The 25,801-nt window shown below is 63.7% G+C and carries 26 protein-coding genes and 1 riboswitch; of the genes, 13 read left to right on the forward strand and 13 right to left on the reverse strand.

Annotated features, from left to right (window positions below; translation table 11 throughout):
- Nucleotides 1–167: 167 nt before the first annotated feature.
- Both OHB23_RS08845 and OHB23_RS08850 read left to right on the forward strand, forming a co-directional pair.
- Nucleotides 168–1,184: a LacI family DNA-binding transcriptional regulator gene (locus tag OHB23_RS08845; protein ID WP_328811337.1), complete on the forward strand. Its 1,017-nt coding sequence runs from the start codon at nt 168–170 to the stop codon at nt 1,182–1,184.
- 39 nt (nt 1,185–1,223) lie between these two features.
- Entirely contained in the window at nt 1,224–2,267 is a 1,044-nt protein-coding gene (locus OHB23_RS08850) for a glycerophosphodiester phosphodiesterase family protein (protein WP_442973028.1), read from the forward strand.
- Nucleotides 2,268–2,277: 10 nt separating this feature from the next.
- On the opposite strand, the gene OHB23_RS08855 is transcribed toward OHB23_RS08850, so the two are convergent.
- Both OHB23_RS08855 and OHB23_RS08860 read right to left on the reverse strand, forming a co-directional pair.
- Nucleotides 2,278–3,195, reverse strand: a complete 918-nt coding sequence (locus tag OHB23_RS08855; RefSeq protein WP_328811338.1) for a hypothetical protein — start codon at nt 3,193–3,195, stop codon at nt 2,278–2,280.
- Nucleotides 3,196–3,281: 86 nt separating this feature from the next.
- Complete coding sequence (locus OHB23_RS08860; RefSeq protein WP_328811339.1) at nt 3,282–3,965, reverse strand: FadR/GntR family transcriptional regulator; 684 nt, start codon at nt 3,963–3,965, stop codon at nt 3,282–3,284.
- 70 nt (nt 3,966–4,035) lie between these two features.
- Between OHB23_RS08860 and OHB23_RS08865 the strand changes: the two genes are divergently transcribed.
- The 3 genes from OHB23_RS08865 to OHB23_RS08875 are packed head-to-tail and all read left to right on the forward strand — an operon-like array spanning nt 4,036 to nt 6,838.
- Complete coding sequence (locus tag OHB23_RS08865) at nt 4,036–4,776, forward strand: (Fe-S)-binding protein (protein ID WP_328811340.1); 741 nt, start codon at nt 4,036–4,038, stop codon at nt 4,774–4,776.
- Nucleotides 4,773–6,239, forward strand: coding sequence for a LutB/LldF family L-lactate oxidation iron-sulfur protein (locus OHB23_RS08870; protein WP_328811341.1), 1,467 nt, complete (start codon nt 4,773–4,775; stop codon nt 6,237–6,239). The genes OHB23_RS08865 and OHB23_RS08870 overlap by 4 nt, the downstream gene beginning before the upstream one ends.
- The gene (locus tag OHB23_RS08875) at nt 6,236–6,838 is read left to right on the forward strand and encodes a LutC/YkgG family protein (RefSeq protein WP_328811342.1); all 603 of its coding nucleotides are present in this window, start codon (nt 6,236–6,238) and stop codon (nt 6,836–6,838) included. Before OHB23_RS08870 ends, OHB23_RS08875 begins: the two co-directional genes overlap by 4 nt.
- Here the strand turns inward: OHB23_RS08875 and OHB23_RS08880 are convergent.
- The 5 genes from OHB23_RS08880 to OHB23_RS08900 all read right to left on the reverse strand — a co-directional run bounded on the left by OHB23_RS08880 (nt 6,828) and on the right by OHB23_RS08900 (nt 11,040).
- On the reverse strand, nt 6,828–7,787 hold the full coding sequence (locus tag OHB23_RS08880; RefSeq protein ID WP_328811343.1) for a hypothetical protein: 960 nt from the start codon (nt 7,785–7,787) through the stop codon (nt 6,828–6,830). The two genes, OHB23_RS08875 and OHB23_RS08880, sit on opposite strands and share 11 nt — an antisense overlap.
- Nucleotides 7,788–8,309: 522 nt before the next feature.
- Nucleotides 8,310–8,726, reverse strand: coding sequence for a DUF1801 domain-containing protein (locus OHB23_RS08885; protein ID WP_328811344.1), 417 nt, complete (start codon nt 8,724–8,726; stop codon nt 8,310–8,312).
- 247 nt (nt 8,727–8,973) lie between these two features.
- The gene (locus tag OHB23_RS08890; RefSeq protein WP_328811345.1) at nt 8,974–9,456 is read right to left on the reverse strand and encodes a hypothetical protein; all 483 of its coding nucleotides are present in this window, start codon (nt 9,454–9,456) and stop codon (nt 8,974–8,976) included.
- Entirely contained in the window at nt 9,453–10,538 is a 1,086-nt protein-coding gene (locus OHB23_RS08895) for a MerR family transcriptional regulator (protein WP_328811346.1), read from the reverse strand. Before OHB23_RS08895 ends, OHB23_RS08890 begins: the two co-directional genes overlap by 4 nt.
- 85 nt (nt 10,539–10,623) lie before the next feature.
- Nucleotides 10,624–11,040, reverse strand: coding sequence for a VOC family protein (locus tag OHB23_RS08900; protein WP_328811347.1), 417 nt, complete (start codon nt 11,038–11,040; stop codon nt 10,624–10,626).
- A 103-nt stretch (nt 11,041–11,143) separates the two neighbouring features.
- On the opposite strand from OHB23_RS08900, the gene OHB23_RS08905 reads away from it, so the two are divergent.
- From OHB23_RS08905 to OHB23_RS08915, 3 genes are read left to right on the forward strand one after another with little or no spacing between them, the layout of a single operon-like run.
- On the forward strand, nt 11,144–12,103 hold the full coding sequence (locus OHB23_RS08905) for a helix-turn-helix transcriptional regulator (protein WP_328811348.1): 960 nt from the start codon (nt 11,144–11,146) through the stop codon (nt 12,101–12,103).
- Nucleotides 12,104–12,163: 60 nt separating this feature from the next.
- The gene (locus OHB23_RS08910) at nt 12,164–13,000 is read left to right on the forward strand and encodes an SDR family oxidoreductase (protein WP_328811349.1); all 837 of its coding nucleotides are present in this window, start codon (nt 12,164–12,166) and stop codon (nt 12,998–13,000) included.
- Nucleotides 13,001–13,019: 19 nt separating this feature from the next.
- Nucleotides 13,020–13,223, forward strand: coding sequence for a zinc-ribbon domain-containing protein (locus OHB23_RS08915; RefSeq protein WP_056073455.1), 204 nt, complete (start codon nt 13,020–13,022; stop codon nt 13,221–13,223).
- Between the two features lie 60 nt (nt 13,224–13,283).
- Here OHB23_RS08915 and OHB23_RS08920 read toward each other — a convergent pair whose 3' ends face one another.
- From OHB23_RS08920 to OHB23_RS08930, 3 genes are all read right to left on the reverse strand, one after another.
- Nucleotides 13,284–14,510 (reverse strand): type II toxin-antitoxin system HipA family toxin, encoded by a 1,227-nt coding sequence (locus OHB23_RS08920; protein ID WP_328811350.1) that lies wholly within the window; start codon nt 14,508–14,510, stop codon nt 13,284–13,286.
- Nucleotides 14,507–14,764 (reverse strand): helix-turn-helix domain-containing protein, encoded by a 258-nt coding sequence (locus OHB23_RS08925; RefSeq protein WP_328811351.1) that lies wholly within the window; start codon nt 14,762–14,764, stop codon nt 14,507–14,509. Before OHB23_RS08925 ends, OHB23_RS08920 begins: the two co-directional genes overlap by 4 nt.
- A gap of 168 nt (nt 14,765–14,932) precedes the next feature.
- Nucleotides 14,933–15,580 carry a response regulator transcription factor gene (locus OHB23_RS08930; protein ID WP_328811352.1) on the reverse strand — a complete coding sequence of 216 codons (648 nt, stop codon included), beginning with the start codon at nt 15,578–15,580 and terminating at the stop codon, nt 14,933–14,935.
- A gap of 56 nt (nt 15,581–15,636) precedes the next feature.
- Nucleotides 15,637–15,731: riboswitch (TPP riboswitch) on the forward strand.
- Here OHB23_RS08930 and OHB23_RS08935 point away from each other — a divergent pair.
- On the forward strand, nt 15,731–16,495 hold the full coding sequence (locus OHB23_RS08935; RefSeq protein ID WP_328811612.1) for a 3-oxoacyl-ACP reductase: 765 nt from the start codon (nt 15,731–15,733) through the stop codon (nt 16,493–16,495). (Overlaps the previous riboswitch by 1 nt.)
- Before the next feature lie 4 nt (nt 16,496–16,499).
- On the opposite strand, the gene OHB23_RS08940 is transcribed toward OHB23_RS08935, so the two are convergent.
- Nucleotides 16,500–17,651, reverse strand: coding sequence for a sensor histidine kinase (locus OHB23_RS08940; protein ID WP_328811353.1), 1,152 nt, complete (start codon nt 17,649–17,651; stop codon nt 16,500–16,502).
- Nucleotides 17,652–17,871: 220 nt separating this feature from the next.
- On the opposite strand from OHB23_RS08940, the gene OHB23_RS08945 reads away from it, so the two are divergent.
- From OHB23_RS08945 to OHB23_RS08955, 3 genes are all read left to right on the forward strand, one after another.
- On the forward strand, nt 17,872–18,483 hold the full coding sequence (locus OHB23_RS08945; RefSeq protein WP_328811354.1) for a DUF4352 domain-containing protein: 612 nt from the start codon (nt 17,872–17,874) through the stop codon (nt 18,481–18,483).
- Between the two features lie 39 nt (nt 18,484–18,522).
- Complete coding sequence (locus OHB23_RS08950; protein ID WP_328811355.1) at nt 18,523–19,158, forward strand: VWA domain-containing protein; 636 nt, start codon at nt 18,523–18,525, stop codon at nt 19,156–19,158.
- 94 nt (nt 19,159–19,252) lie between these two features.
- Complete coding sequence (locus OHB23_RS08955) at nt 19,253–19,630, forward strand: PH domain-containing protein (protein WP_328811356.1); 378 nt, start codon at nt 19,253–19,255, stop codon at nt 19,628–19,630.
- A 103-nt stretch (nt 19,631–19,733) separates the two neighbouring features.
- Here OHB23_RS08955 and OHB23_RS08960 read toward each other — a convergent pair whose 3' ends face one another.
- Nucleotides 19,734–20,423, reverse strand: a complete 690-nt coding sequence (locus tag OHB23_RS08960; RefSeq protein ID WP_328811357.1) for a protein NO VEIN domain-containing protein — start codon at nt 20,421–20,423, stop codon at nt 19,734–19,736.
- A 25-nt stretch (nt 20,424–20,448) separates the two neighbouring features.
- A complete protein-coding gene (locus OHB23_RS08965) occupies nt 20,449–20,985 on the reverse strand; it encodes a hypothetical protein (protein WP_328811358.1) in 537 nt (178 codons plus the stop codon).
- Nucleotides 20,986–21,164: 179 nt separating this feature from the next.
- Here OHB23_RS08965 and OHB23_RS08970 point away from each other — a divergent pair, with 179 nt between their 5' ends.
- Nucleotides 21,165–25,640: an AAA domain-containing protein gene (locus OHB23_RS08970; RefSeq protein WP_328811359.1), complete on the forward strand. Its 4,476-nt coding sequence runs from the start codon at nt 21,165–21,167 to the stop codon at nt 25,638–25,640.
- Nucleotides 25,641–25,801: the final 161 nt, after the last annotated feature.

Raw genomic sequence — 25,801 nt, forward strand, 5'->3', positions numbered from 1 at the left:
CGTTACCGTGAGGTCGGTGAGCTGCAGCGATCAGGACGCCCTGACCGCGACACCGTGATGTAGGCCATCGGGAACGCGAAGCGCCGCTGTCGGTTGCGCCTGACGATGTAAACCGATTCAATATGCACATCGGTGGGGTGCCGAGGTGACGAGGAGGGAGGGCGACCGTGGCAGCGAGTATGCGCGAGGTCGCCGCTCTGGCCGGTGTCTCCATGGGCACCATCAGCAATGTTCTGAACAAGCCCGACATGGTCTCCGCCGCCACCCGTGAGCGCGTCGAGGCGGCCATCGCGCAGCTCGGATTCGTGCGTAACGACGCGGCCCGCCAGCTTCGAGCCGGCCAGTCCCGCATGCTCGCCGTCGTGGTCCTCGACGCCCGGAACCCGTTCTTCCTCGACGTGGCAGCCGGCGCAGAATCCGTGGCGGACGTGAACGATCTGTTGACCGTGATCGTCGGTAGCGGCGAGTCGGAAGAGCGCGAGAACCGTCAGCTTCGCCTGCTCATGGAGCAGCGAGTGCAGGGCATCCTGCTCAGTCCCGTGGGTGAGAACGTGCCGATGCTTGACAACCTCGACCGCCAGGGCACCCCGGTGGTGTTGCTCGATCGAGGGTCGCACGCCCCCGGCAGATCGTCGGTCGCGGTCGACGACGTTCTCGGAGGACGTTTGGCTGCACGGCATCTCATGGATCTGGGGCACCGCACCCTGGTCTACGTCGGCGGCCCGGACAGCATTCGGCAGGTGCGCGACCGCCGCTCCGGTGCCCTCACGGCTGTCGCCGAATCGGCCAGCACCCGCATGTCGACCGTGTGGTCGACGTCGTTGTCCATCGAGGCCGGCGCACGAGCTGCCGCGCAGATCTTCGACATGACCGACGCCCCGCCGACCGGCGTCGTGTGCGCCAACGACTTGCTGGCGCTGGGGGTGCTGCAGGAATGTGTGCACCGCGGCGTGCGTGTGCCGGAGGACCTGGCGATCGTCGGATACGACGACATCGACTACGCCGCGGGTGCAGCGGTTCCCCTCACGTCCATCGCGCAGCCGCGTGCCGAATTGGGCCGGGCTGCAGCCGAACTGCTGTTGGAGCAGGTGTCGACCTCCGGTGACCACGAGTTCCGGCAGCTCACCTTCGACCCGTCGTTGGTGGTGCGGGGCTCGACTGACCCGTCGTGGCGCGCGCGCTGATCCATCGAGCGTTCACCTTCCCGGCTTAGCGTGGGCGTCATGGCGATGCGACGAGTGCTGCTGACCGTCTCGATGTGCGTGGCGCTGGCGGCCTGCTCCGCACAAGATACCGAGACCGCGAAGCCGCTCGACGGCTTCGACCTGCAGGCGCACCGCGGTGGCCTCGGACTGGTCACCGAGAGCACGCTCGCCTCGTTCACCAACGCCCTCGAGCTCGGCGTCACCACCCTCGAGATGGACACGCAGATCACCGAGGACGGCATCGCCGTCGTGACGCACGACCGGAAGGTGTCGGATGCGAAGTGCCGCGACACCCGGCCGGTTACCGACAACGATCCCGAGTTCCCCTACGTCGGGAAGTACGTCAACACCCTGACGCTGGCGCAGGTGCGAACCCTGAATTGTGGTGTCACGCAGCTCGACGGCTACCCGGAACAGCGAGTGGCGACCGATGCCAGAATCCCGACCCTCGACGAGGTGCTCGCGCTGGTGAACTCCTACGACTCCACGGTGCAGCTGAACATCGAGACCAAGGTGGAGGCGGCGGCGCCCACCGAAACGGCGCCCCGTGAGCAGTTCGCCGACGTGGTGCTCGCCTCGGTCGGGGCGGCGGGACTGCTCGATCGCACGACCATCCAGAGTTTCGACTGGGGCGCTCTCCTCGCGGTGCAGAAGGTCGACCCGTCGATGCGCCTGGTGGCGCTCACGGAGCCCGACTTCCTCGAGGTCGGTGAGCCGGGAGCGTCGCCGTGGTTCGGCGGTCTCGACATCGACGAGTTCGACGGCGATCCGGTGGCAGCGGTGCAGTCGTTCGGCGCCCACGCCCTCTCGCCCGTGCAGGGCAGCCCGCAGAAGGGAGCCGTGGAGGATGCGGACTTCGAGCTCTACGTGACACCCGAGATGGTGGCGTCAGCGCATGCCGCCGGAATCCGTGTCGTGCCGTGGACGGTGGACGATCCCGCGACGATGGCGGCACTGATGGACACGGGTGTCGACGGCATCATCACTGACTACCCCGACCGCCTGCGCGCGGTGATGGAGGAGCGGGGGATGGCGCTGCCGGAGCCGGCCACGGTGCGGTGACGCGCGCCTGTCAGCTGACGTACACCGGTACCGGCTTCTCGAAGCTCTCGTTCTCCGGCAGGATCGGCTCGTCAGCGCCGGCATCTACGTCAGCGACTGTCCGCACGCCGCGCAGCGACGCTGCTCCCTCGCGAGCCACCACCAGCTCGTCGTACCAGGCGAACCACGGCATCCCGAACCGCGTGTAATCCGCGGCGCTCAGAGGAACCGAGGCGGGTTCCGATCCTGTGAGCTGCTGCCACACAGCACTGTTGACGATGTCAATGGTGAATCGTCGGCCGTGCTCGAGGTCCCACGATTCGTGCGGGACCACTGGCGTCGCCACTGCCTGTCTGATGGATCCACCGGCACCGAGGCCCATCGCGTCGTTCGGGGGCAAGGAGAAGCAGATGATGGTCGGCAGGTGGTCCAGCTCCGAGTACTTGCTCGCCAGCATCGGGTAGACGGCCACCTGGATCCCACCGCGCGCCGGCTCCGAGGACAGTTGCTCCTCCGCCGTGTAATCGGCGCCCAGCGGGGCAGCGACGAACTGGCGCACCGTCCCCTTCTCGGCAGTGAACCCATCGAGCCACGGCTGGTCCGGAACTTCGAGGTAGTCCTCGGCCTCGAAGTCGGGAACGGGCGACCATGGTTCACCCGTCAAGACGTTGATGGTTCCGCTGCTCATCGTCACGAGGAACGGATAGCCGGCGTCGAAGTTGATCCAGCACGCCTCGGACTGCCACATCGGCATGGCGAAGTGCGTCACCCCGTCGTCGTCCTGGCCGGACTCCTTCACCTGCAGGCCGCCGAGGCCCGGAGGGAGGTCGTACATGGTGTCGTCGTCGGGAACGCGGAGGGTTCGCTGGAACGAGAACGACATCCGGGCGTTCGGATGGACTTCGGGGCACCGGACCTCGATACGGTCGTCGACGACGTGCACTGTCATGGTGAACCCCTTGCCCGGGCCTCGGCCCTCGTTGTGTGTGGAGGGATGCTGGCACGGGGGTCCGACACGCTTCGGCGGGCTCCGACTCAGTCGAGCCGCATCAACCCGTAGAACCCTTCAATGTGCTCGCGCGCCAGGGTGGCGGCCTTGGCGCCGTGTCCTCGGCGCAGCGCGTCGACGATGCCGCGGTGCTCGCACCGGAGGTTCACCGCGACCGCCGACCAGTCGTCGAGCATCGGCACCGCGTCCATGACGTAGCCGTGGATCGAGTCGCGGAGCGAGGTCATCATGGCCTCGATCAGCACGTTGCCGGCAAGCCCTGCGAATCGAACATGGAGCTCGGCGTCGAGGCGATGGAACTGATCGGGTGCCAGACTCTTGTCGTCCATTCGGTCGAGTAACTCGTCGATGGCGGTGAGGTCGGGGGTGCGCGCCGCGGCTTCGCGCAACGCCCACGACTCGAGGAGCACGCGCGTCTGCACCACGTCGGCGATGGGCAGGAACTGCGTGGCCATGTGCAGCCGCAGTGCCGAGCCGATGGACGTGGCGGGATCGGCCACGACGATCGCGCCCGCATCGGGGCCCGACCCGACCGACGTCTTCACGACGCCCATCGCCTCCAGGACGCGGATGGCCTCGCGAACCGAGCTGCGGCCGACGCCGAGCTCCTCCGCAAGTGCGCGCTCAGCCGGCAGTCGATCGCCGACACGGAGTCGCGCCGCCGCCAGGTCCTGTTCGATGCGGTGGAGAACCACCTCGTGTGCGCGCATTGTCGGAGAATAGCTGGTGTGGTCCGACCACAGGGGTTACTGTGGTCAGACCACACGCTCTGGAGGCTCCATGCGGATCGCCCTGTTCGCCACCTGTCTGGCGGACGCACTCTTCCCCGAGTCAGCGAAAGCGACTGTCTCACTGCTCGAACGGCTCGGCCACACCGTCGTCTTCCCGTCGGATCAGACGTGCTGCGGCCAGATGCACGTCAACACCGGCTACCTCAAAGAAGCCGCACCGCTGGTGCGCCACCACGTCGAGGTCTTCGAGAAGTCGTTGTGGGACGTCGCCGTCGCACCGTCCGGTTCCTGCGTCGGATCGGTGCGCCACCAGCACGCGATGGTCGCGCGCCGCGCCGGTGACGAGGACCTGGCCACGCGCGCCGAGGACATCGCCGGCCGCACGTACGAGCTGTCCGAGCTTTTGGTCGACGTCCTCGGCGTCACCGACGTCGGCGCCTACTACCCGCACCGCGTCACCTACCACCCCACGTGCCATTCGCTGAGGATGCTGCGCGTCGGCGACAAGCCCCTCGAACTGCTGCGCAACGTACGCGGCATGACCTTGGTCGAATTGCCCCAGGCCGAGTCGTGCTGCGGCTTCGGCGGTACGTTCGCGTTGAAGAACTCGGAGACCTCGACGGCGATGTTGTCGGACAAGATGGCCAACGTCCTCTCCACCGGTGCCGAGGTGTGCAGCGCAGGGGATTCGTCGTGCCTGATGCACATCGGCGGCGGACTGTCCCGCCTGCGCACCGGCGTCAAAACTGTTCACCTGGCGGAGATCCTGGCATCGACGGAGGCACGATGACAACGTTCCTAGGCTCTCCCGGTATCGGAAATATCCGCGGCGAGGAGAGCTTCCCGAAGGCCGCGAAGCGCGCGCTGCAAGACACTCAGATGCGGCGCAACGTCGGGGCCGCGACCAAGACCATCCGCGAGAAGCGGCTGGGAGCTGTTGCGGAGTGCGATGACTGGGAGGAACTGCGCCTCGCCGGGAGTGCCCTCAAGACCGACGTGATGTCGAGGCTGCCCGAACTGCTGCAGCAACTCGAAGCCAACGTCACCGCCCGCGGGGGAGTGGTGCACTGGGCACGCGACGCTGATGAGGCCAACCGCATCATCACCGACCTCGTCATGGCCACGGGCAGCGACGAAGTGGTCAAGGTGAAGTCCATGGCCACCCAGGAGACCGGACTCAACGAGTACCTCGAAGCGGAGGGGATCGCCGCGATCGAGACCGATCTGGCCGAGCTCATCGTGCAGCTGGGTGACGACAAGCCCAGCCACATCCTCGTCCCCGCAATCCACCGCAACCGCGCGGAGATTCGCGAGATCTTCCTGCGGCGCATGCCCGGTGTCGACACGGCCATCACCGACGAGCCGCGCGAACTGGCCATGGCCGCGAGGGAACATCTGCGACGGAAGTTCCTGTCGGCGAAGGTCGCGATCAGCGGCGCCAACTTCGGTGTCGCTGAGACAGGGACCCTCGCCGTCGTCGAGTCCGAGGGCAACGGGCGCATGTGTCTGACGCTGCCCGACACCCTCATCACGTTGATGGGTATCGAGAAGCTGGTCCCGACCTTCGCGGACCTCGAAGTATTCATGCAGCTGCTTCCCCGCTCGTCCACGGCCGAGCGTATGAACCCGTACACCTCGATGTGGACCGGAGTGCACGAAGGCGACGGTCCCCAGAACTTCCACCTGGTGCTCATCGACAACGGCAGAACCAACGTGCTTGCCGACGAGGTAGGCCGCGCCGCCCTCAACTGCATCCGATGCAGCGCATGCTTGAACGTGTGCCCGGTCTACGAGCGAACCGGTGGGCACGCGTACGGGTCGGTGTATCCGGGCCCAATCGGTGCGATCCTGTCGCCCCAGCTCACCGGTACTACCGGCCATGACGACCCCAATGCGTCACTGCCGTATGCGTCGTCGCTGTGCGGGGCATGCTTCGATGCGTGCCCGGTGCGTATCAACATCCCGGAGATTCTGGTGCACCTTCGGGCGGAGCAGGTCGACTCCGAACGCGGCGGCATCCCCGGCGCGCAGGAGATCGCGATGCGGGCTGCAGGGTGGGCGATGAACTCGCCCAAACGATTCGGGATGGCTGAGAAGGCTGCGGGCGTCGGACGCCTGCTGGCCGGGAAGAAGGGACACATCGAGTCGCTTCCCTTCCCCGGATCGTTGTGGACCACCAGCCGAGACATGCCGGCCCCTCCGAAAGAAACGTTCCGCCAGTGGTGGGCACGAACGCACGAGGACGAGTCATGAACGCCAAGTCGGAGATCCTCGAGCGCATCCGTTCCGCTACCGCGGGTGGGGTTGCCGGAGTCGAGGTTCCGCGGGACTACGACCGGGCTGCGTTGGTCGGCCGGGGGAACGTCGACCGCTTCGCTGAAACGGTCGACGACTACCGGGCTCAGGTGTACCGGATCTCCGAGGCGGAGATCGCCGGTACGGTGTCGTCGTTGCTCGGTGATGGTCGAGCGGTAGTTCCCGTCGATCTGCCCTCTGCCTGGGTCGACGGCATCGCGGTGCTTCCGGACGCGGGCCTGTCGATCGACCAACTCGATGCCCTCGACGCGGTGATCACCGGCTGCGCGGTGGGGATCGCTGCCACAGGGACGATCGTGCTCGATGCCTCTGTCGCGCAGGGTCGTAGGGCTCTGACTCTGGTGCCGGACCATCACATCTGCATCGTCCGCGCAGACCAGGTGGTGGACACCGTTCCGCAGGCCTTCGCGGCGCTGGACGCCACTCGGCCGCTGACCTTCATCAGCGGGCCGAGCGCGACCAGTGACATCGAGCTGAACAGGGTGGAGGGTGTCCACGGGCCTCGGCGGTTGGATGTATTGATCGTCAGTCCGTAAGGTCCAGTAGTTTCGATACCACGCCGACTAGGAGTGCGCTGAAAAGTCCGAGAGCTAATCCCAGCACTGTTAAGAACAGAGCTTTACTGTCCTCCAATGCGCGGTCGCCGAAAATGTAGACAGGTTGATTGGTGTAGCCAAAATTTCCTTCTTGTCCCAGGCTTTTGACCCAGTTGCCTGAGGTTTTGTACATCCAGGAGTTGTCAAGTGAGGACAGTGGTGGGTAAGACTCGCGCAGCTGTACTTCCGACGACCTGTCGATCGTGACTCGGGAAGCAATATCCGAATGTATGTCGGTCACGTTGTTCTTCGATACCCAATTCACTTGAAGAGGTAGAACTGTGAATCGTGAGCTTGTCAGTTGGCTAGCAGCGTCGACTTCTCGTTTGGTAACTTGCTTTTGTATCAGGCACTCTTCGGCCCATATACGATCTTCGTCTTGGGAGCGATCGCTGTAACTTGACCCGTCCTTGAGTGTCCGCATCACTCCGCTTCTCTCGAAAATTGGTTCCTGTTGCAGACTTGACAGCACTTCGCTGCCCTGCGTTCCGTCGCCTTCAAAATTCTGAGCTGACGAGTCGCCGCCTCTGACGTCAGCGCTTATTGCATTCTTCGTACCTGCTGACAGGTTCGCGAATGTGGTGCCTGCAGGGATATCGCCATTTGCGCAGGTGACTCGACCGTCGAATTCTCCGCCTACGAAAGCAATAGTGTAATCTAAGCGAACGGTTGGTGCTTCATCAGTGTATTGGACGTTAGGTGATGTGAAGTAAAAGACAAACGCGAGGTCACCGGACTCGTCGTAGCGCTGCTCTGCATGCAATGTAGTTTTAGGAGCTCCGCCCGAAGTCGCGATAACCACTAAGCCGCGGTTTGCGCCGCCGGCTGCCGCATCAGTTTTAAGAAAATCGGTCGCTACAGGATATCCCGCGAGGGCTATGGTTGCCATGCCTACGAGCCCGAGTCCAACTCGCAACACATCGGATCGTTTCAATAGCTGTGTCCATCTCTTGAGGGCTTGGGTGCGATAGCTTAATCAGCTCATGGCAGATCCGGTCAAGCGGACATAGTGAAGTCAGCAATCGTCATGAGTGCACACACCCGTCGTTATGCCCGCTCACAACGGGCGCCTGCGCCATCCGAAGTGGTTCGCTTCTGGAACTTTAGGAAACTTCTTCAGCAATGCGCAAAGTCATATGATTCGCCTCGGAAGTAGCGACGACAGCGAGTCGGGCGACAACCACGACGCGTTGCGAACGGGCGTTTTTGCATGAACCTGTCATTTCACGAGTGCACACAGATTGTTCACCTCGCCCAACCGGATGCGCTGAGATACTGAGACCCTCACCGTCGGTGGCGCAACGTGCGTCTCGCGAGAGGACGGGATTTCCTGTCTGCTCGCCGGGAGCAATGCAGTCCTCATGTCGCGCGGGGCGAACCTGACGTACTGACTCAGCGCGAGGCGGCCGGTCTACTCGTCGTCCCCACGCGCCCAGGTGATGGCGATGAGGCGGCGCAGTACATCGAGGTCGATCTGGTCCAGCTTGTGCACATAGACGCACCCTGCGCCCTCGGTGTAGGTGCCGAGTGAGGGGAGAAGCGCCGCTCCCTCGGGAAGATCTTTGAGACCGTACAGCGACAGTTGCGCTTTCCGGGGTGAGAACGCGCCCTTGGGCCAGTCGCCGCGGGTGCGCGGGTTGACCGGTGAGACATAGCGATAGCTTCCGTACCCAACCATCGACGGACCCCACATGACTGGCTCCGCCCCAGTTACTTCCGCGAAAATATCGGCAAGAGCGAGTCCATCTTCCCGGCGGCGTGCGGGTGTCGCGGCGGCGAGGAAATCAGCGACGTCGGCGTCGGTCGGTTTCGTGCTGGGCTCGGCCATGGTTCGCATCGTGCCACACAGTTCACGGTGTCAGCTCGGCACATCGGTCCTCCAGAACGGCTTCTAGTCGCGCCGTCGTCTTGGCGTCAGGCCCGAGGGATTCCACGTCGTCGGCGGCAGCTCGAACACAGGCACAGACGTCACACCAGGTCCTTGTGTCTGCAGGAAGAAACGTGACGCGACGTCGAATCGCGACAAGTGTCGTCGAGTCTCGTTCGCTCGGCGACGCAGGCTCGAGGAGCGACTACTAGCGATCGCCGCCATCGTTCCTCGAAATGGCCGCGTCGACCCTGCCGATCGCTCCCCGTATGAGATCCCCGTAGGGATCGTCGGCGAGCGTCGAGGAGCACTCCTTCGCAGCGTCGATGTGCTCGCGAGCTGCGTCGAAAGACCCGAGCTTGCAGTAGTTGTCCGCAACGTTGAGATACAGCGATGGAAAGAATCCCACGATGTGGAGACCTGCGTGATGATCCTGCGTGCGTTGGTCAGTGACGGCGCGTGCAGCATCGAGTGCTCGGACGTCCCACGTGAGTGCTTCTGCAGGATCCTCGAAAAGGTCGGCGAGGTAGTGCGCGAGGCTGCACCGGTGTAGGGGATCGCCGTCGACACCGATGTCCTGCCACAGTGCGAGGAGTTGTCGACGTGCCTCGTCGAGGTTTCCACTTCTGCCCTCGGTGACGGCCGCGGCGATCGCGTCCATCGTCGGGTCGCTTGCGGGACTCCCTGTCATGGCGTGCGTCCTGTCGTCGTGGTGTCACGCGGTGCTGCGATGGGCATGACCAGAGTGGTCAAGTCGCCTCGGTCTGCAGAGCGCACAGTGGCGGGCTGTTCGGGCCCGCGGAAATCGAGTAGAACTTCAGCGCCGATGGCGGTGCTGATGGCTGGGTAGAGAGTGGTCATCTCGAACCAGACGTCGACTGCGCACCCGTTCACGCGGGCCGGAATCTGGATGTCCGGGAGCAAGTCGCCGTGGACCATGAGGCCTTTGTCGTTGCTGCACAACCGAACTCGATCGCTGGATCGCTGTTCGAGAGCAAGGAGGAGCGCTGCTGTGGGGACCTCGATGCGACTGGTCACCGCCGGAAGTGAGTCGAGCATCGATCGGTAGTCGGGAAACGACTCGGACACGAATCTGCAGTGACGATCATCGCGGTCTGTCAGTCGCAACGTCATACCGTGATCGGTGACATCCACGTTCACCGACGAGGTACGGCGCAAGTCGCCGAGGCACTGTCGCAAGTCATCGCCGTTCACCGTCGCCGTCCAGGCCGCCGCACTGTCGACGTGGCTCACGAGGGTGCGTGTCGACAGGCGGTAGCGGTCGCTGGCGGTCACTGTCAGAACTTCGGGCCCAGCCTCGACGTGAACGCCACCGAGCACCGCGATGTCCGGATCATCGACGGTGGCGGTGAGAACCTGTTCGATCGCAGAGGCCAGCACCGGCCCGCTCAGTCGGGCGATCTGCCGCCCGGATCGACCATTCAGCGTGCTCGTGATGGCAGCCGCCTGCTGCCGCACCGACTCGGCCTCACGCATCACCGTGGTGACGTGATCATCGACCGAGCGAATCGTGTCGACAACGTCCGCGTCGAGGGTGGACTTCACAGCAGGAAGAGACATGCCGATCTCGCGCAGTTGTCGAAGCAGGACCGCCCGCACGAGCTGGTCCTCGCGGTAGAAGCGATACCCGGTGACAGGGTCGACCTCTGCCGGCAGCAGCGATCTTGAATCGGCGTAGAAGCGCAGGGCGCTTGCCGTCAGGCCGCACCGCTGCGCGAACGACCCGATGGACATCAACTCGGCATCTGACACCCCGACAGCATGCGGCTTCGACCTACGTGAAGGTCAACCCGCGACCCCCGAGAGTCGGTGCGGTGCCAGGCCTGCGGGTGCTACCTCACCACTGAGGGATGACGTCGAGGATCCACACGACACCGAACTTGTCGACAAGCTTGCCGTACAGCGGTGAGAACCCGACCGGCCCGAGCGGCACCAACACTGTTGCCCCGGCGGACAAGCCCTCGAACGCGGCGGTGATCTCGTCCGCATCGTGGCTCCGAAGCGCGCTGTAGAAGGCGTTCTCACCGGCGTTGTAGGGAAGCGAGTCCTGGATGTCGTACGCCATGACGCGGAACCCTCCGGGTGTGCTGACCTCACCCCAGGCGATCTGCTCGGACTGGGTCGGTCCCTGGCCCGATTCGGTGTCGCCGTAGGGGAATGCGACCAGTTCGCCGCCGAAGACGGACTGGTAGAACTCCAACGCTTCACGTGCGTTGCCGCGGAGGTTGATGTGCAGGGCGGTGATGACGGTCATCGAGACTCCTCGAGTAGATCGGTCCGGCAAGCGTTGCCGACAGGAATGACGATCGCAGCCCAATAGGTCAGATCCTGACCGCTTTGTCGCTCATACTCGACTCATGTCGGAACCGTCCTCACGCATGCTGACCCTGTTGTCGTTGCTGCAGGTCCGCCGCGAGTGGCCGGGCACGGAGCTGGCCGGCCGACTCGGTGTGAGCCCGAGGACCATCCGCCGCGACGTCGACCGATTGCGCGTTCTCGGCTACAACGTCGCTGCGCTCCGCGGGTCGGACGGTGGCTACCGGCTGGACGGGGGCGAGGAGGTGCCGCCCCTACTTCTCGACGACGGCCAGGTGGTCGCACTGACACTCGCCTTGCAAGTCGTGCCGGCAATGGGCATAGACATTGCCGATGCCGCCGAGCGAGCTTTGGCGACCCTTCGGACTGTCATGCCTACTCGCGTCCGCAACCGGGTCGACGCGCTGGCGCTCACTGCGCTCCCTGCGACCGGCGACCCGATCGATCCCGCTGTGCTGCGCACGGTCGGAGAGGCGGCGCGCAATCACGAGCTGATTCGCTTCGATTACGTATCGGCGGAACATAATTCAGTGGTACCTCCGCGACGCGTCGAGCCGCACGGAGTAGTCGGAGCCGGAGGTCGGTGGTACGTCGTCGGGTGGGATTTGGACCGCGACGACTGGCGTGTGTTTCGAGTCGACCGCATGACACCGAAGATGCGAACGGGCGTGCGATTCACTCCGCGTCCGATCCCCGGCGGTTCGTCGGCCGAGCTGCTCCGTCGACGCTTCCGCGGCACGGTCTCGGGTGATTGGGCGTGTGAAGGGGAGGCGACGGTGCACCTTCCTGCGGCGGAGGCCGCTCCCTTCCTCGCCGACGGAACGGTCGAAGATCTTGGCGACGGTTGGTGTCGCGTCCGCATCGGCGCGTGGTCGTGGACGGGTATTGCGGCGTCGTTAGCGCGGTTCGATGCAGAGTTTGAGGACTTACGTCCCCCGGAGCTTGTCGACGCGGTGGAGAGAGTCAGCGAGCGCTTGTGGCGGGCGGTGGCGAGTGGGTGACGGGCATACTCGACCCGGACGCGAACGGTCAGCCGTTCGACACTGCTGCGAGGGACGGTCATGCCGACTATTGCTGTCACAGGTTCGACGGGATCGGTGGGAGGCGCAGTTGCAGCGCACCTCGCGGAAGCCGGCACACCACAACACTTGCTGGTTCGCGATCCCTCCAGAGCGCCGAAGCTGCCCGGTGCCACCGTGGGCACCAGTTCCTACGCTGACGCAGAGGCTGCCACGCAGGCTTTGGCAGGGATCGACGTGTTGTTCATGGTGTCCGGCGCCGAGAATGCGGCCCGGCTGACGGATCACCGCACCTTCATCGATGCTGCGGTGCAGGCCGGAGTTCGGCACATCGTCTACACGTCGTTCTTCAGGGCGGCGCCGGACGCGACGTTCACTCTCGCGCGCGATCACTACTTCACCGAGCAGCACATCCAGAATTCAGGGCTGGACCACACATTCCTCCGCGACAACTTCTACAGCGACGTGATGGAACTGTTCGCCGGCGAGGACGGTGTCATCCGCGGTCCGGCGGGGGACGGACGAGTGTCCTTGGTGGCGCGTGCAGACGTTGCGCGAGTCGCGGCACGCGTTCTCATCGGCCCCCAGCAACACGCGAACAGAACCTACGACCTGACCGGGCCGGAGGCGCTGTCGATGTCCGAGGTGGCCGCGACCATTGCCGACGTTCGAGGTCGTGCGGTGTCGTTCCACGACGAGACGCTGGACGAGGCGTACGAGTCACGCGCTGTATGGAACGCGCCGGACTGGCAGAACGATGCCTGGGTGTCGACGTACACGGCGATTGCCTCCGGCGAACTCAGCGCCGTAACCGATGACGTCGAACGGGTGACTGGTCGACGTGCGATGACGCTGCGAGAGGTTCTTCAGAACGGCTAGACCACCTATCCTGGGAGCGGTGTTCCTCCTCTTCGGCTTCGGCCTGAAACGCAGATCCCTCGGCGCGGGCCATACCCGCACCTGCCAGCGCTGCCACAACACCACTCAGTGGGCTCGGATGCAGCAGTACAAGCAGTTCAGCGTCTTCTTCATCCCCCTCGCGCGCTGGAAGCGCACCGAGTTCGAGGAGTGTGGAATCTGCGGGGCGGCTGTGTACGCGTGATCTGTTGCCACATGCTGTCCGTCATGGCGACTGACTGCGCGGGTGGATGTCGGATGTGCGTCAGCTGGACAGCTCGTCGCAGCGCGCGCTGATGAACTTGGTCATCCGCGACGTGGTCTTGTCGTCGAAGCCGATCGATTTCACATCGCTGGTCGCCGCGCGTACACCGGCGCACACGTCGTCCAGAACTTGCTCTACCGCTTTATGTGGAAGTCGATGGCGTGCCGCACCGTCAACTATGTGGTCGCGCGACCACTTGTTGTTCCGACCGTAGAACGTCAGTGCCATCGGATCGTTCCAGCCCATGTACGGCTGAGTGCACAGCAGGTCGTATGCCGGAGTGACTCCCCACATTCCGCTGGTGTTCCGGCGAATAGAGTAATTCTTCCCGTGGAGATCTCCATTCCCGATCGCATACGAGTACACGGTGAGCCTGAGCAGTTCGAGCGCCGCCTGGCGCGCGGAACCTCCACCGAGTTCGACAGTCGGGGCGAGCGTGTCGAGCACCGTCTCGGTCTTCATCCGGTACTTCGACGATGGGTACAGCGAGCTGATCTGACACGCGTCCTCTTGCGCGAGCCTGCGATCACCGTCCCGATCGAAACGTTGAACGAGAAGTCCCGATACTCCGCGGGCGTCGGTCACTATGTGCCGACGCGGTACGACGAGCCCGCAGCTCTCGGCGACAGTCATGAAAAAGTTCTCGTTCTCGACCAGACGCGGAAAGCGGTTCGGCGGAGCCAGTTTCAGAATGGCTGCCCCGTGCGTCGTCGCTACGGGCGACGTGTACATCTGGGCGGACACCTTGCCTTGCACCCCGGGCAAGCTTGCGGTATCGACGCGCATCGAATCCGGCCCGGACAACTGATCGAACAACGTCCGCAAGTCCGGTGACGGGGATTCCGGATCGAAGGCGAGTGTTGCAGGCTGCAGCTCGGTTCCGTGGGGGACGACGCGCACGTCGCCGATAGTGTCCGATCCAACGCCCAGGAGGATGGTGAAGTGGTCGTCCTCCGACGTCTTCATCCCGGCGACCACACCGGAGAGACGAACACCTTCCGGGAGCAATCCTGCGAAGAAGGGCGGCACGCTCCCCGCTCCTACGCTGACGTCTACAGCGTCGGTGGGCAGCGACCAGGCAACCTGGTTGGCGCCGGGTCGCACCAGGTAGTCATCGTCGTAGTGGAAGCTGACGTTGTCGCCGGACCTCGTCAGTGACCCTGCGCGAACGTTGCCCTTGTAGAGGTCTGCTCGATCGATGTCGCGCAAGTCGGCTCCGGTGGTCATCGTTCCCCTGGTTCGACGATGGCTCCGGCGCGGGTCATAAGCGTCAGATCGCACCCCAACGCGTCAGCGACGGCGTTGACCCCGTCGAGTTGAGGCGCGTCCTTGCCGCCCTCGATCGCTTGCACAGTCGAACGGCCGACTCCGGCCAGCAGAGCGAGCTCAGCTTGCGTCAGACCCAATTCGTGACGGCGTGCTGTGAAAGACCTGGCGAGATTGCTGACGTCGGTACGACGCGACTTTCGAGGAGGTGCCATGCGGGTTTCCAATGCTTGCCAGAGACAACTTAAGGCCACGTTACCGCCGACGGCGACGATTGAACAGCCTTATGTCGTTTGCAGCAAGCTTAAAGATCGATTCGCGTGATAGACCAGCACGAATCCGGCTAAAGCATGCGTCAGCAGGCGTAGTCTGACCCGAGGTCCTCAGATAACCAGTCCCGCGCGGAACGCCATCAGCGCAGCCTCGACCCTGTTGGTGACGTGCAGCTTGTGATTAACCGCAGTGAGATGCGACTTGACCGTCGTTTCCGCCATGTAGAGCTGCCGTGCGATGTCGGCATTCGTTGCCCCGGATGCCATGACCGACAACACTGTTCGTTCCTTGTCGGTCAGCGCCTCCAGCGTCACCGTCGGCCGTGGTGGTCGGGTAGTGGCCACGATCTTTCGGAGTGACTCCTCGGAGAACAGAGTATTGCCGGCAGCGACGGCGCGAATCGACTGGTGAAACGTCTCCGGTGCCTCCGACTTGCTGAGGAAGCTGTGGGCGCCGGCCTCGATGGCCTGGACCACCAGATCGTCCACGTCCATCGCCGTCATCGCGACGACCTTCGGTGGATGTGCCGATGCCATCAATGCTCGGGTGGCGTCGAGTCCGTCCACTCGGCGCATCTTCAGATCCATCAGGACGACGTCGGGCCGATGAGCGGCGATTGCGGCGGGGACTTCGTCACCGTCCGAGACCGATCCGACCACCACGATGTCCGTGGTGGCGGCGAAGATGTCCGCCACGCCGCGACGAACGAATGCGTCGTCGTCCACGACGAGAACGGTGATGACCGCATCGGAGTCCATGATGGGTCGACCGTATCGGGTCGCGCCGACAAGCCACAGCGGATAGGTGTTCTATGGAGTCGGACACGGGGTGCCGAACCGAACCGGCTGAGAACACACCCGTCGAACCTGACCAGGTCATGCTGGCGAAGGGATGTCGAGATGCGCACAGTGCCGCTGGCCGAACAGATCGTGCTCGTGACGGGCGGTGCTCGCGGATTGGGTGCTGCGATCACGCGAGCCTTCCTGCAGCAAGGTTCCCGCGTGGTGGTCAACTATCACCGCAGTGCGGCCGCAGCCGATGCTCTGGCATCGGAGTTCGGTCCTGACCGCGTTGTCGTGGTGCAGGCCGATGTCACGGACCGGCACCAGGTCGACGCGCTGTTCGACAGGGCACGTGAGCATTTCGGGTCGACTGTCACCACCGTCGTCAACAACGCTCTGGTCGACTTCTCGTTCAACGGCGACGACCGTGCCAAGGCCGACGAGATCGAGTGGTCGGCGTTCGACTCGCAGTTCCGCGGCAGCGTTGCCGGCGCTCTGCACACCACGCAGGCAGCTGTGCCGGGCATGCGTGAGGCGGGATTCGGGCGGATCATCACGATCGGCACCAACCTCGTGCAGAACCCCGTCGTTCCGTATCACGACTACACGGCGGCGAAGGCTGCCTTGTTAGCGCTGACGAGGACCTTCTCGGCGGACCTCGGGCCTGACGGCATCACCGTCAACATGGTGTCCGGTGGTCTGTTGCGGACCACCGATGCCAGCTCTGCGACCCCGCCCGCGGTGTTCGACATGATCGCCGAGAGCACCCCGCTGCGCCGGGCGACGACGCCGGCCGAGTTCGCTGATGCTGTGCTGTTCTTCGCGTCGCCGTGGTCGAGAGCAGTGACGGGACAGAACCTGGTCGTCGACGGCGGACTGGTCAAGGACTGACGCGTCAGGAGTACCAGGGGAGCCAGGCCGTCACGATGAACTCGCCACCCATGGCAGTCCACCGCACCCACCCGCCGGCGTTGTGAGCTTGCTCGGCGAGGCCGGCCAGTCCGGTTCGCGAACCAGGGCCAGGTTGCGCTGTCGTCGAGATGTGGTTGCGCACGGTCAGGCTGATGCCATCGGTGTCCGCCCCACTCACCGTGATGTGGAGAGGTGAACTCGGGGCATGCTTCTGACTGTTGGTCAGAGCTTCCTGCACGATGCGGTACGCGGTATGACTGGTCAGATCGCCGACCACACCGGGATGAATGTCCTGGACCAGCGTCACCCGACACCCGGCAGAACGCGCCGCGTCGACGAGGTCCCCGATTCCCGCGATGCTGCGCCGACCAGCATCCTCGCCGCCGGTGTCGGACCCGCGGAGAACGCCGATGATGCGTTTGAGCTCGTCCAGGGACTCGTGAGCCGTGGAACGAATCAGGGCCGACGTGTTCGAGATCTTCTCCGGCCCGTCATTGCTCCCGACCTGTAAACCGCCTGCCAGCAACGATATTCGACTGAGTCCTGCGGCCAGGGTGTCGTGCATATCGCGCGCGATGCGGGAGCGTTCCTGCTGTATCAGCATGTCCTCGTGCATGCGCTGCGATTGCGCGGTCGCCTGATCGCGGGATTGCACGGCCGCCACGAGATCGGACTTTGTACGGCGAAGCTGAGAGAGCCCCAGAACCACAGCGACGAGGACGGCCGCGACGAGCCAAGGCAGCCACCATGGGAGCGACCACGTCGGCGGGGGAGTGCCCTCGACGTGCTTGACTCCGATCGTCAGGACCGAGTAGTCGCGGCGGCGCCCTGCGTCGTACACGAGGGATATCGCGCAGGCCAGGTAGACCGCGACTGCAGCACCGGCGAGAGCGCGGCCCCGAGCGAAGACGCCGACTGCAAAGAGAGCTATCAGCGCGGCCGTTGCGTCGGTAGCGAAGAAGAGTGGACCGACGACAGCCATGGCGAGGACGATCCACGGTTTGTCGTGTCGCCAGATCAACGCAGTCGCGGCGGCCATATTGAGGACGACGCCGAGCGCCACGTTCCACACCGGTGTTCCCGATGTGCCCGCGAGACCGGCAGCCATGAAGGTGCAGAACAAGCTGAGCGTCACTGCGCCGACGGTCCAGGCGCGACGCCGAACCGTAGCTGCAGTAGTGGTCACAGAGAAGACGGTACGGCCATGGTCCGACATGAGCCTCCGTTCTTCGGTCGCGAACGCCGACCGAAAGGAGGAGTGAGACCGGCCGAATCGACGAGGTGCCCGACGGGGTGACTGCGGTGTTCTTGGTGGGACGCACCGACCGGTGCCGGTACCACCGAAAGGACTCGCCATGACTCAGCCTCCCCAGAACCCGTACGCGCAGCCACAGCAGCCGCCGACCAAGAAGAACTGGTTCCTGCGGCACAAGATCCTCACGGCGATCGGTGCGGTCGTCGTCATCGCTGTCGGCGTCAATCTGGCGAGCGGAGGACAGGACTCGTCCACGAGTGGCACCACGTCCTCCTCGCAGGCCGCAACGGAGGGCAGCAGTGCGCCGGCCGAGGAGTCGGCACCGGGAATCGGTGCTGCGGTGAGGGACGGCAAGTTCGAGTTCACCGTGCAGAACGTCGAGGGTGGCGTCGCCAGTGTGGGGGATCAGTACACGTCGCAGACGCCGCAGGGCGAGTACGTGCTGGTCACCCTGAAGGTCGCGAACATCGGCAACGAGCAGCAGCTGTTCGACACGTCGTCGCAGAAGCTGCTCGACGGGCAGGGGCGTGAGTACTCGACCGACACACTCGCGACGGTGACCAATGACCCGAATCTCGGCTTCTCGCAGATCAATCCGGGTAACTCGTTCGTGGCGACACTCGTCTACGACGTGCCGGCGGGCACCGCACCGTCGGAGATCGAGCTACACGACTCCTTGTTCTCCGGTGGCGTCACCGTCTCCGTCGCCTGATCGTCAGTCCACCCATCCGTCCCCACGTCAGGAGTTCCCATGCCAAATTCTTCTTTGTCCCTCGTTGCAGCCCTACTCGACCGTTCCGGTTCGATGTCGTCCATCGCCGACGACACCCAGGGAGGATTCGACGCCTTCATCGACGCCGAGCGTAATCACGACGGCACAACCGTCGTGACGCTGGCGCAGTTCGATGATCAGTACGCGATGGTCTACGACTCGACACCGATCGGCCAGGTCCCTCCGCTGTACTTGGTACCCCGCGGAATGACGGCGTTGTACGACGCGGTGGGAAAGTTCGTCACCGAGATCGGCTCGTCCCTTGCGGCCCTGCCCGAGGAAGAACGGCCGGGATCGGTCACCGTGCTGGTGATGACCGACGGACAGGAGAACTCGAGTCGGGAGTGGTCGAACCAGGCAGTTCGCGAGCTGATCGAGCAGCAGGAATCGCAGTACGGGTGGGACTTCGTGTTCCTGGGAGCCAACATGGACGCGGTGGACACCGGTTCGCAGATGGGCTTCAAGGCCGACAAGTCTTTGACCTACGACGCCTCGTCGGTGGGTGTGAGTGCTGCGTTCTCGGCGGTGGTGGACTACCAGGAGCGTAAGCGGGTGCACGGGATGCAGCAGGTGGACGGGTTCTCGGAGGGGGATCGGCGGCGGGCAGGGCGGTAGGTGTCCAACCGCTTGTGGGCCGAATACCGTTCGACGCGAGCATTATCCGGTACCGTCCGAGACTCTGAGACTGGCGAGATTGATGGAGTGGATCATGGGACTGTTCGACGGCATGATGGGCAATGCTGGACGTATCGACCCGCAGGCGGCTCACGCCGAGTACGGCCGGCTGCTCGGCAACGGAGAACAGATCCACGCGGCCTACCTGTTGATCCGAGACGCGTTCCTGTTCACCAACCGTCGTCTCATCATGGTGGACAAGCAGGGCATCACCGGCCGGAAGGTGGAGTACCACAGCGTCCTCTATCGGGCGATCACCCACTTCTCCGTGGAGACTGCGGGCACGTTCGATTTGGACGCCGAGCTCAAGATCTGGATTTCCGGCAACCCGGCACCCATTGAGAAGCAATTCAACAAGTCGGTCGACATCTACGAGGTGCAGCAGATCTTGTCGCACTTCGTCGCAGTTTGAACGACAATCGAGGCGTTATCCGACGGAGTTCGGGCGAACCACGGGCAGGTAAACGAGCTGCACGCTGTGCTTCGTGTCCACGTATCTTGTTCACAGAAGTCGATTACTTCTGCGGTTTGCTCGGCCTCCACTCGTAATCGACGACTTTGAGTTCGGATTTCTTCGGTGCGAACGGCTGGACAGTGAACGTACCGGACTGCTGATCGACTTCGTCGTCGTCGCCGAAACAGATATCGGACCAGATGCCGATGAAGGTCGTGGTCGGATTTTCTCGAGCATGGTCGACCTCGTTACGTGTAACACGGACGACGGAGCCAGAGCCCTCTGTGCCCTTCGCCTCGAGATACAGCATCTTTCGTCCCTTCGTCGCTACAGCGTCGTAGGGGCAGGTGAGGTGAGTATCCTTCACGACCCAATCTTGATCGTCGTAGTACTTCATCAAGCGTTGTTGTGCAGCGCTTTCGACCTTTTTTCGCCGTACGGGGTCGTTTTGTCGACCGGCGCCACCGCGCGGCGGTGGCTCGCCGACGCCACTGGTTGAGAAGTCTCTCCACAAATCCTCCAGGTGGCCGACCAACTCGGGTTTGATGAACGTTCCGCTGGATTGTGGAGTCCAATGCTGCCCGGGAATCGCCGCTGACAGCGTCTCGATGGCGAGGACCTCTGGTTCATCGAGGATCGTGTCCCACTGAACCTTGACGTAGTTCGCTGCCTTGGAACGCGTTTCCCAGTGGGCACCGGAGTAGATCTCGCTGGTGGCGTACCCACTCGCTACCAACCCGCGCGTGCCCACGCCTTGTCGAAGCATGAAAACGCGGTCACCGGGGGGAGATGCCAGATCGGCGACCGCCCGTAGACCAATTTTCCGGACCGGGTTCTGTTCCGTCTGCGTAGAAGTCGGAGTGCGCCGGATTCCAGGTGAGAAGCACCGTATTGCCCTCCGCTAGCACCGGTGCACCACCCGTACCGTTCGGAGGCTCGATAGCGATGTACTGCACGGGATTCTGACCTGCGCTGGGAACCGACATTCCGATCAAGTGGTCGTATGCTGTGTCGCCCGGTGCCAAGGGCCGCCCGATGAAGGCGATCTTCTCGGATCGCGGTCCCGGGTCCGATACGCGTTCGTGGTTGTGCAGCTCGGCTACCGCTACGACTGCGCCGCGTCGAGAGAAGGTGACGTAGTGCTGGTCATGGAGTCGCTTCTCGCTGACCACGTAACGGCCGCGGTTGTTGTGCCAAATTTCCTGAGACGTCGCAGTCGGGTCGTACCCGACCCACAGTCTGTTGAGTGAATCCTGCTCGGTTTCCAGGGCAGTCAGTTCCCGCCGATCACTGAGCCTGATGTTGACGACCATGGTCCGATTGTGCACGGAAGGGCGCCGACGATGTGGCGTAGGAATCGCTTCAGCTGCTTCGACACCCAGCGCCGCATGGCTCGTTCCGCTTCCGAAGGTTGGATCGTGAACCCAACCACCCATCACGTTTGTCGGGATTGCCCGCTAGATTGTGTGGACAACATGGGTAGAGGAGCGCAGTGGCTGATCAGGACGACGCAGAGGTTCGAGGGCGGGTACTTCGTCTACTCGAGTTCTTACGCGAGTCTGTGTCGTCGCAGTCCAAACCTGACCGGGAATATGGGCGCAAGACCAGGCTCGAGTGGTTGTACCGGAAGGACCGACCCCTTGATATCGACGCGACCGCTGCATCGGGCGACGTCGTGGTGCGTATCGAGCGAGTCAGCGTCGAACCGCCACCGGTCCTTTCTGCAGAACTCGAAGGTCACGTGTCCGGTGCCATCAACGTCGCTACCGAGGCACCGACGCTGTCGTCAGGGGCCTCCGTAGCTGCACGCCGAGAATTCGACGCGTGGCTGCCGACGTGGCGTGAGTGGGCACGAGTGGACCTCCAGCGCCGGCCCCTCGCCGAGTTGTTCCTCTCCGTTGATCGCATGCGTGAGGAGTCGCATGCGCAGCCGGAGACGGTCGAAGTTGTCCTAGCTGCCGGGCTGCTGTCAGCGGTGGTGGCGGGAACACCCGTCGACTCCCACCTGATCACCCAGCCGGTGGAGATCGTCCGCGATGACGACACCGGCGACCTTCTGGTCAGAGAAACGGCGGGCAGCAGCCCACGGCTCGAGGATCGGCAACTTCTTCTCGGGCTCGAGGGTCTCGTTTCGGCGTCCTCGGCTGCGCTCGGGAAGAAGCTGGCCGATTCGGCTGCCTCGCCGTTGGACGATGCGGTGTCGGCGATCCTCGCCGAGTGGTCGAAATCTGCGTTCCGCGGAGTGCGATACATCGCTGACCACAACGTCCCTCCCGCGGCGCGTCGGGGAACGCTGCGCGAGTCACCGGCGCTGGTGCTTCGCCGACGTACCGGGTACGCGCTCGTGTCCTACTACGACGCCATGATCGCGGCGCTGGAGTCCGGCGCAGCGGTACCTCTGGGACTTCAACAGCTCGTCGAGAGCATCGATTCGACGGCCAGGCTCGAATGGCTGGGCACACCGTCTGATGAACCGACCACTGAGGCATTGTTCCCGCTCCCAGCAAATCGTGCGCAGGCCAGCATCATGGAGAAGCTTTCGCTCGATACCGGGGTGGTGGTGGAAGGGCCGCCCGGTACGGGAAAGACGCACACGATCGCAAACTTGATGTCTGCTCTTCTTGCCCGCGGTCAACGTGTCCTCGTCACCAGCGAGAAGTCGCAGGCGTTACGGGTATTGCGAGACAAGCTACCCGTCGAGCTGCAGGACTTATGTGTCTCGATCACCGATCTGGCCAAAGGCGGGTCGGAGGAACTCGACCACAGTATCTCGGTCATAGCTCGGCGGCGTGCCGAGTTCGATCTCCCGACCGCAGACAGGACGATCGCGCGAACCGCGGCGGCGAGATACGGCGCGATCAACAAGAAGTACACGCTCGAAGGCGAGTTGGTCTCGTCCAGAGCAGCTGAGTCCGTCATTCACACGTTCGGCGCGCACTACATGGGGACGTTGTCCGCCATCGCGTCGAAGCTGGAAACAACGGCCGATTCCTTGTCGTGGCTTCCTGGTCCGGTGTATTCGGAGCAGCCGCCGCTGTCGGCAGTCCGCTTCGGCGAGCTGGCGCGCTTGCTCGTGGCCAGTGAAGTGCACCAGGCTGATCGTCGTCAGCAGACATTTGCTGATCTCTCGACGATCCTGCCGTCGAAGGCAGTGATCGCACGGCTGTGCGAAAGCGCGAATGCGCGCACCGTCCAGACTGCACTGGTCGACGTCTCCGTATCGGATCTGCGCAGATACGCCGCGCTGACTCGGCAGATACTCACGCGTGCAGAACAACTCGACGATGACACGCGTTCGATCCTCGACGACGTCGTATCCGGTTCCTTGGGTTATCTGTGGACGCGTGCACGGACGGTCCCTACACTGCTCGATACGGCGACGGCGGCGGACGCGGTCGTGGGGACGGCTGACGTCGATGTGGACCGAACCGACGCGGAGGCGCTATCGGTGTTCGACGCTGCTGCGCGCTTGTACAGCGAAGGGCGGTTCGACACCCTCAGATGGCTGAGAACTCCGAAGGAGCAATCAGCCGTCGATGCCCTCGGTGCCAACGCCACTGTCGACGGCCTCCCCGCCCGCGGAGGAGACGCCTATCAAGTTGTTGCGGAACATATTCGAGTGATCCGTACCGTGGACCAGGCCGCTGCCATGCTGGCCGATATCGGTATCGAAGTCGTAGTCCGAGGCACCCGCGCGTCACGAATCAACTCGCTCGCGACAGCGCTGCGGACGGTGACAGTGGTGGGCGACCTGGCGGAGCGGATCGCAGGGCTTGCCGACGAACTGGGCGGGCGAGTCGCTGTGCGAGACCTCGTCGACGTTGCGTCCCTCGCTCGGGAGATCGACACCACATTGGCGGGGTCCGACTCACGGGTGTCGATGGATCAACTCGGCAATGCGGCGGACAGCCTGGACTCGGCGACTGGCAGCTCTGACAGCCCGGAATCGCTGGCGTTGTCCGATGCCCTTCGCACGGCGGACATAGTGTCCTTCGAATCCGCCGTCCGTGCCTACCTGGGTGCGTCCGCTGAACACCATGAGCAAGTGTCGATGGATCGCATACTTCGAGATCTCGATGCGGCTGCGCCCAGCTTGGCGCAGCTGATTGTCGAGGAACGGGAAACTGACTGGGTCGCTGTCTCCGGCGATTTCGCTAGTGCATGGGAATGGAGGTGGGCGCGTCAGCAACTCGAACAGCATCTCACTCGTCCGACCGATCCCGATCTCGATGAAGAGTACGACGCCGTCGACGACGAGATCCTTCGTTTGACAGCGTCATTGGCCGCGGAATCGGCGTGGCGGGCATGCCTCGATCGCATGACGTCGCGGGAGATGCAGGCGCTGCGCACCTACCAGGACAGTGTGCGCAATGTGGGTGCCGGCCGTACCCGCGCGGCGCAGCGCTACCGAGCCGCCGCACGTACGGCCATGCAGGAGGCTCAGAGTGCGGTACCGGCATGGATCATGCCGATCGGTCAGGTGCTGTCGTCCATACCGCCGGGGCAGAACGTTTTCGACGTGGTGATCGTCGACGAAGCAAGTCAAGCGAACATCAGCAGCCTCTTTCTGATGTGGCTCGCTCCACGGGTCATCGTGGTCGGTGACGACAAGCAGTGTGCACCGGATCGAGTGCAGAAGATCTCCGACGACGTTCTGTACGAGCGAGTGGACACCTTCCTGGGCGATCTGCCGATGCACGTCCGGAACAACTTCACGCCGCGGTCGAGCCTGTTCTCGTTGTTGCGCAGTAGGTACGACCAGCGCGTGCGACTCCGAGAGCATTTCCGGTCGATGCCGGAGATCATCGAATGGTCGTCGAAGCAGTTCTACCAGGACTCACCGCTGGTACCTGTGCGGCAGTTCGGCGCGGATCGGCTGCCGCCACTGCGGTCGACTTATGTCGCCGACGGAAAGACGTCAGGTTCCAGCGCGACACTGGTCAATCAGGCCGAAGCTCGACGGTTGGTCGACCAGCTGTGCGATTGTATCGCGGACCCTGACTACGACGGCATGGATTTCGGGGTCGTGGTTCTGCAGAGCCGTGCGCACACGGAGCTGATTCGGGCATTGATCGCAGAGCGCATTCCGGCCGAACAGCGTGACCACCTTCGTCTTCGGGTCGGCACTTCGCCGGAATTCCAAGGTGACGAGCGAGACGTCATGTTCGTGTCGATGGTCGTAGGTTCCGAGTCGTCTACTTTGGCGATGACCAGCGAATTGTGGCAGCGGCGATTCAATGTTGCGGCAACCCGAGCGAAGAATCAGCTTTGGCTGTTCCACTCCGTGACCGTCGAACAACTATCGGCAGTCGACTTACGCACGTCACTGCTGTCCTACGTCCGCGCCGCGCCCACGGTTCCGGTGCCGGCGATGCCACGCGTGGTCGATACCTCGACACTGCACCCCGATCTGGCGTCGATGACAGCGCAACGAGTGCTCATTGCGCTGCGCGATCGCGGCTACCACGTCAACTCGTCGAACACGATCAACGAGGTGGTGCTCGACCTCGTCGTGACAGGTGCGGCGACCAAACTCGCTATCGAATGCGACGACGATCGGGAGTCGTCTCCCGAGCACATCCTGGCCCGACTACGCCGCGAGATGGACTTGCGGCGGGCCGGGTGGGCAATCGCCCGACTCCGCGCGTCCGATGTCGTCGTCAATATCGACGCCGCGCTGAAGCCCGTGGTCGAGACGCTCGACGCACTCGGTATTCTGCCCGGGGAAGTGGACATCCTCGCCGATGGCCACGAATTACGCTGGAACCCAGTCGTCCTGTCCGTCGACCCGAATGACGAGGCAGATCCGGACGACTTCTCGATTGTTCCCGCGCCGACAATCGAAGCCCCTATCGCTCCTCTGCCCGTTGTGGTCGAGGATCGCAACCGGGTGGCGCGCAATCCCGCGGCTGAAACAGGAGCTCGAACCGGGGGAGACCCGCCCACCGCGATTCGACGGTTCGAGTGAGATTCGTGTCGATTCTCGTTACGCACCGCGTCAGCGATCAGCGCCAGTTGTACCGGACGCGGTCGAACGAACGCCGGTCAGACGAGCTCGGGTCAAGCGGACCCCGGTGTCTCGCAGCCCCGTTCCGACCCGGCGCACTCTTGCCTCGCCCGCCAGCATGC

Origin of the sequence: Rhodococcus sp. NBC_00294, from assembly GCF_036163995.1 — a bacterium.
In the GTDB taxonomy this organism is placed as follows: Bacteria; Actinomycetota; Actinomycetes; order Mycobacteriales; family Mycobacteriaceae; genus Rhodococcoides.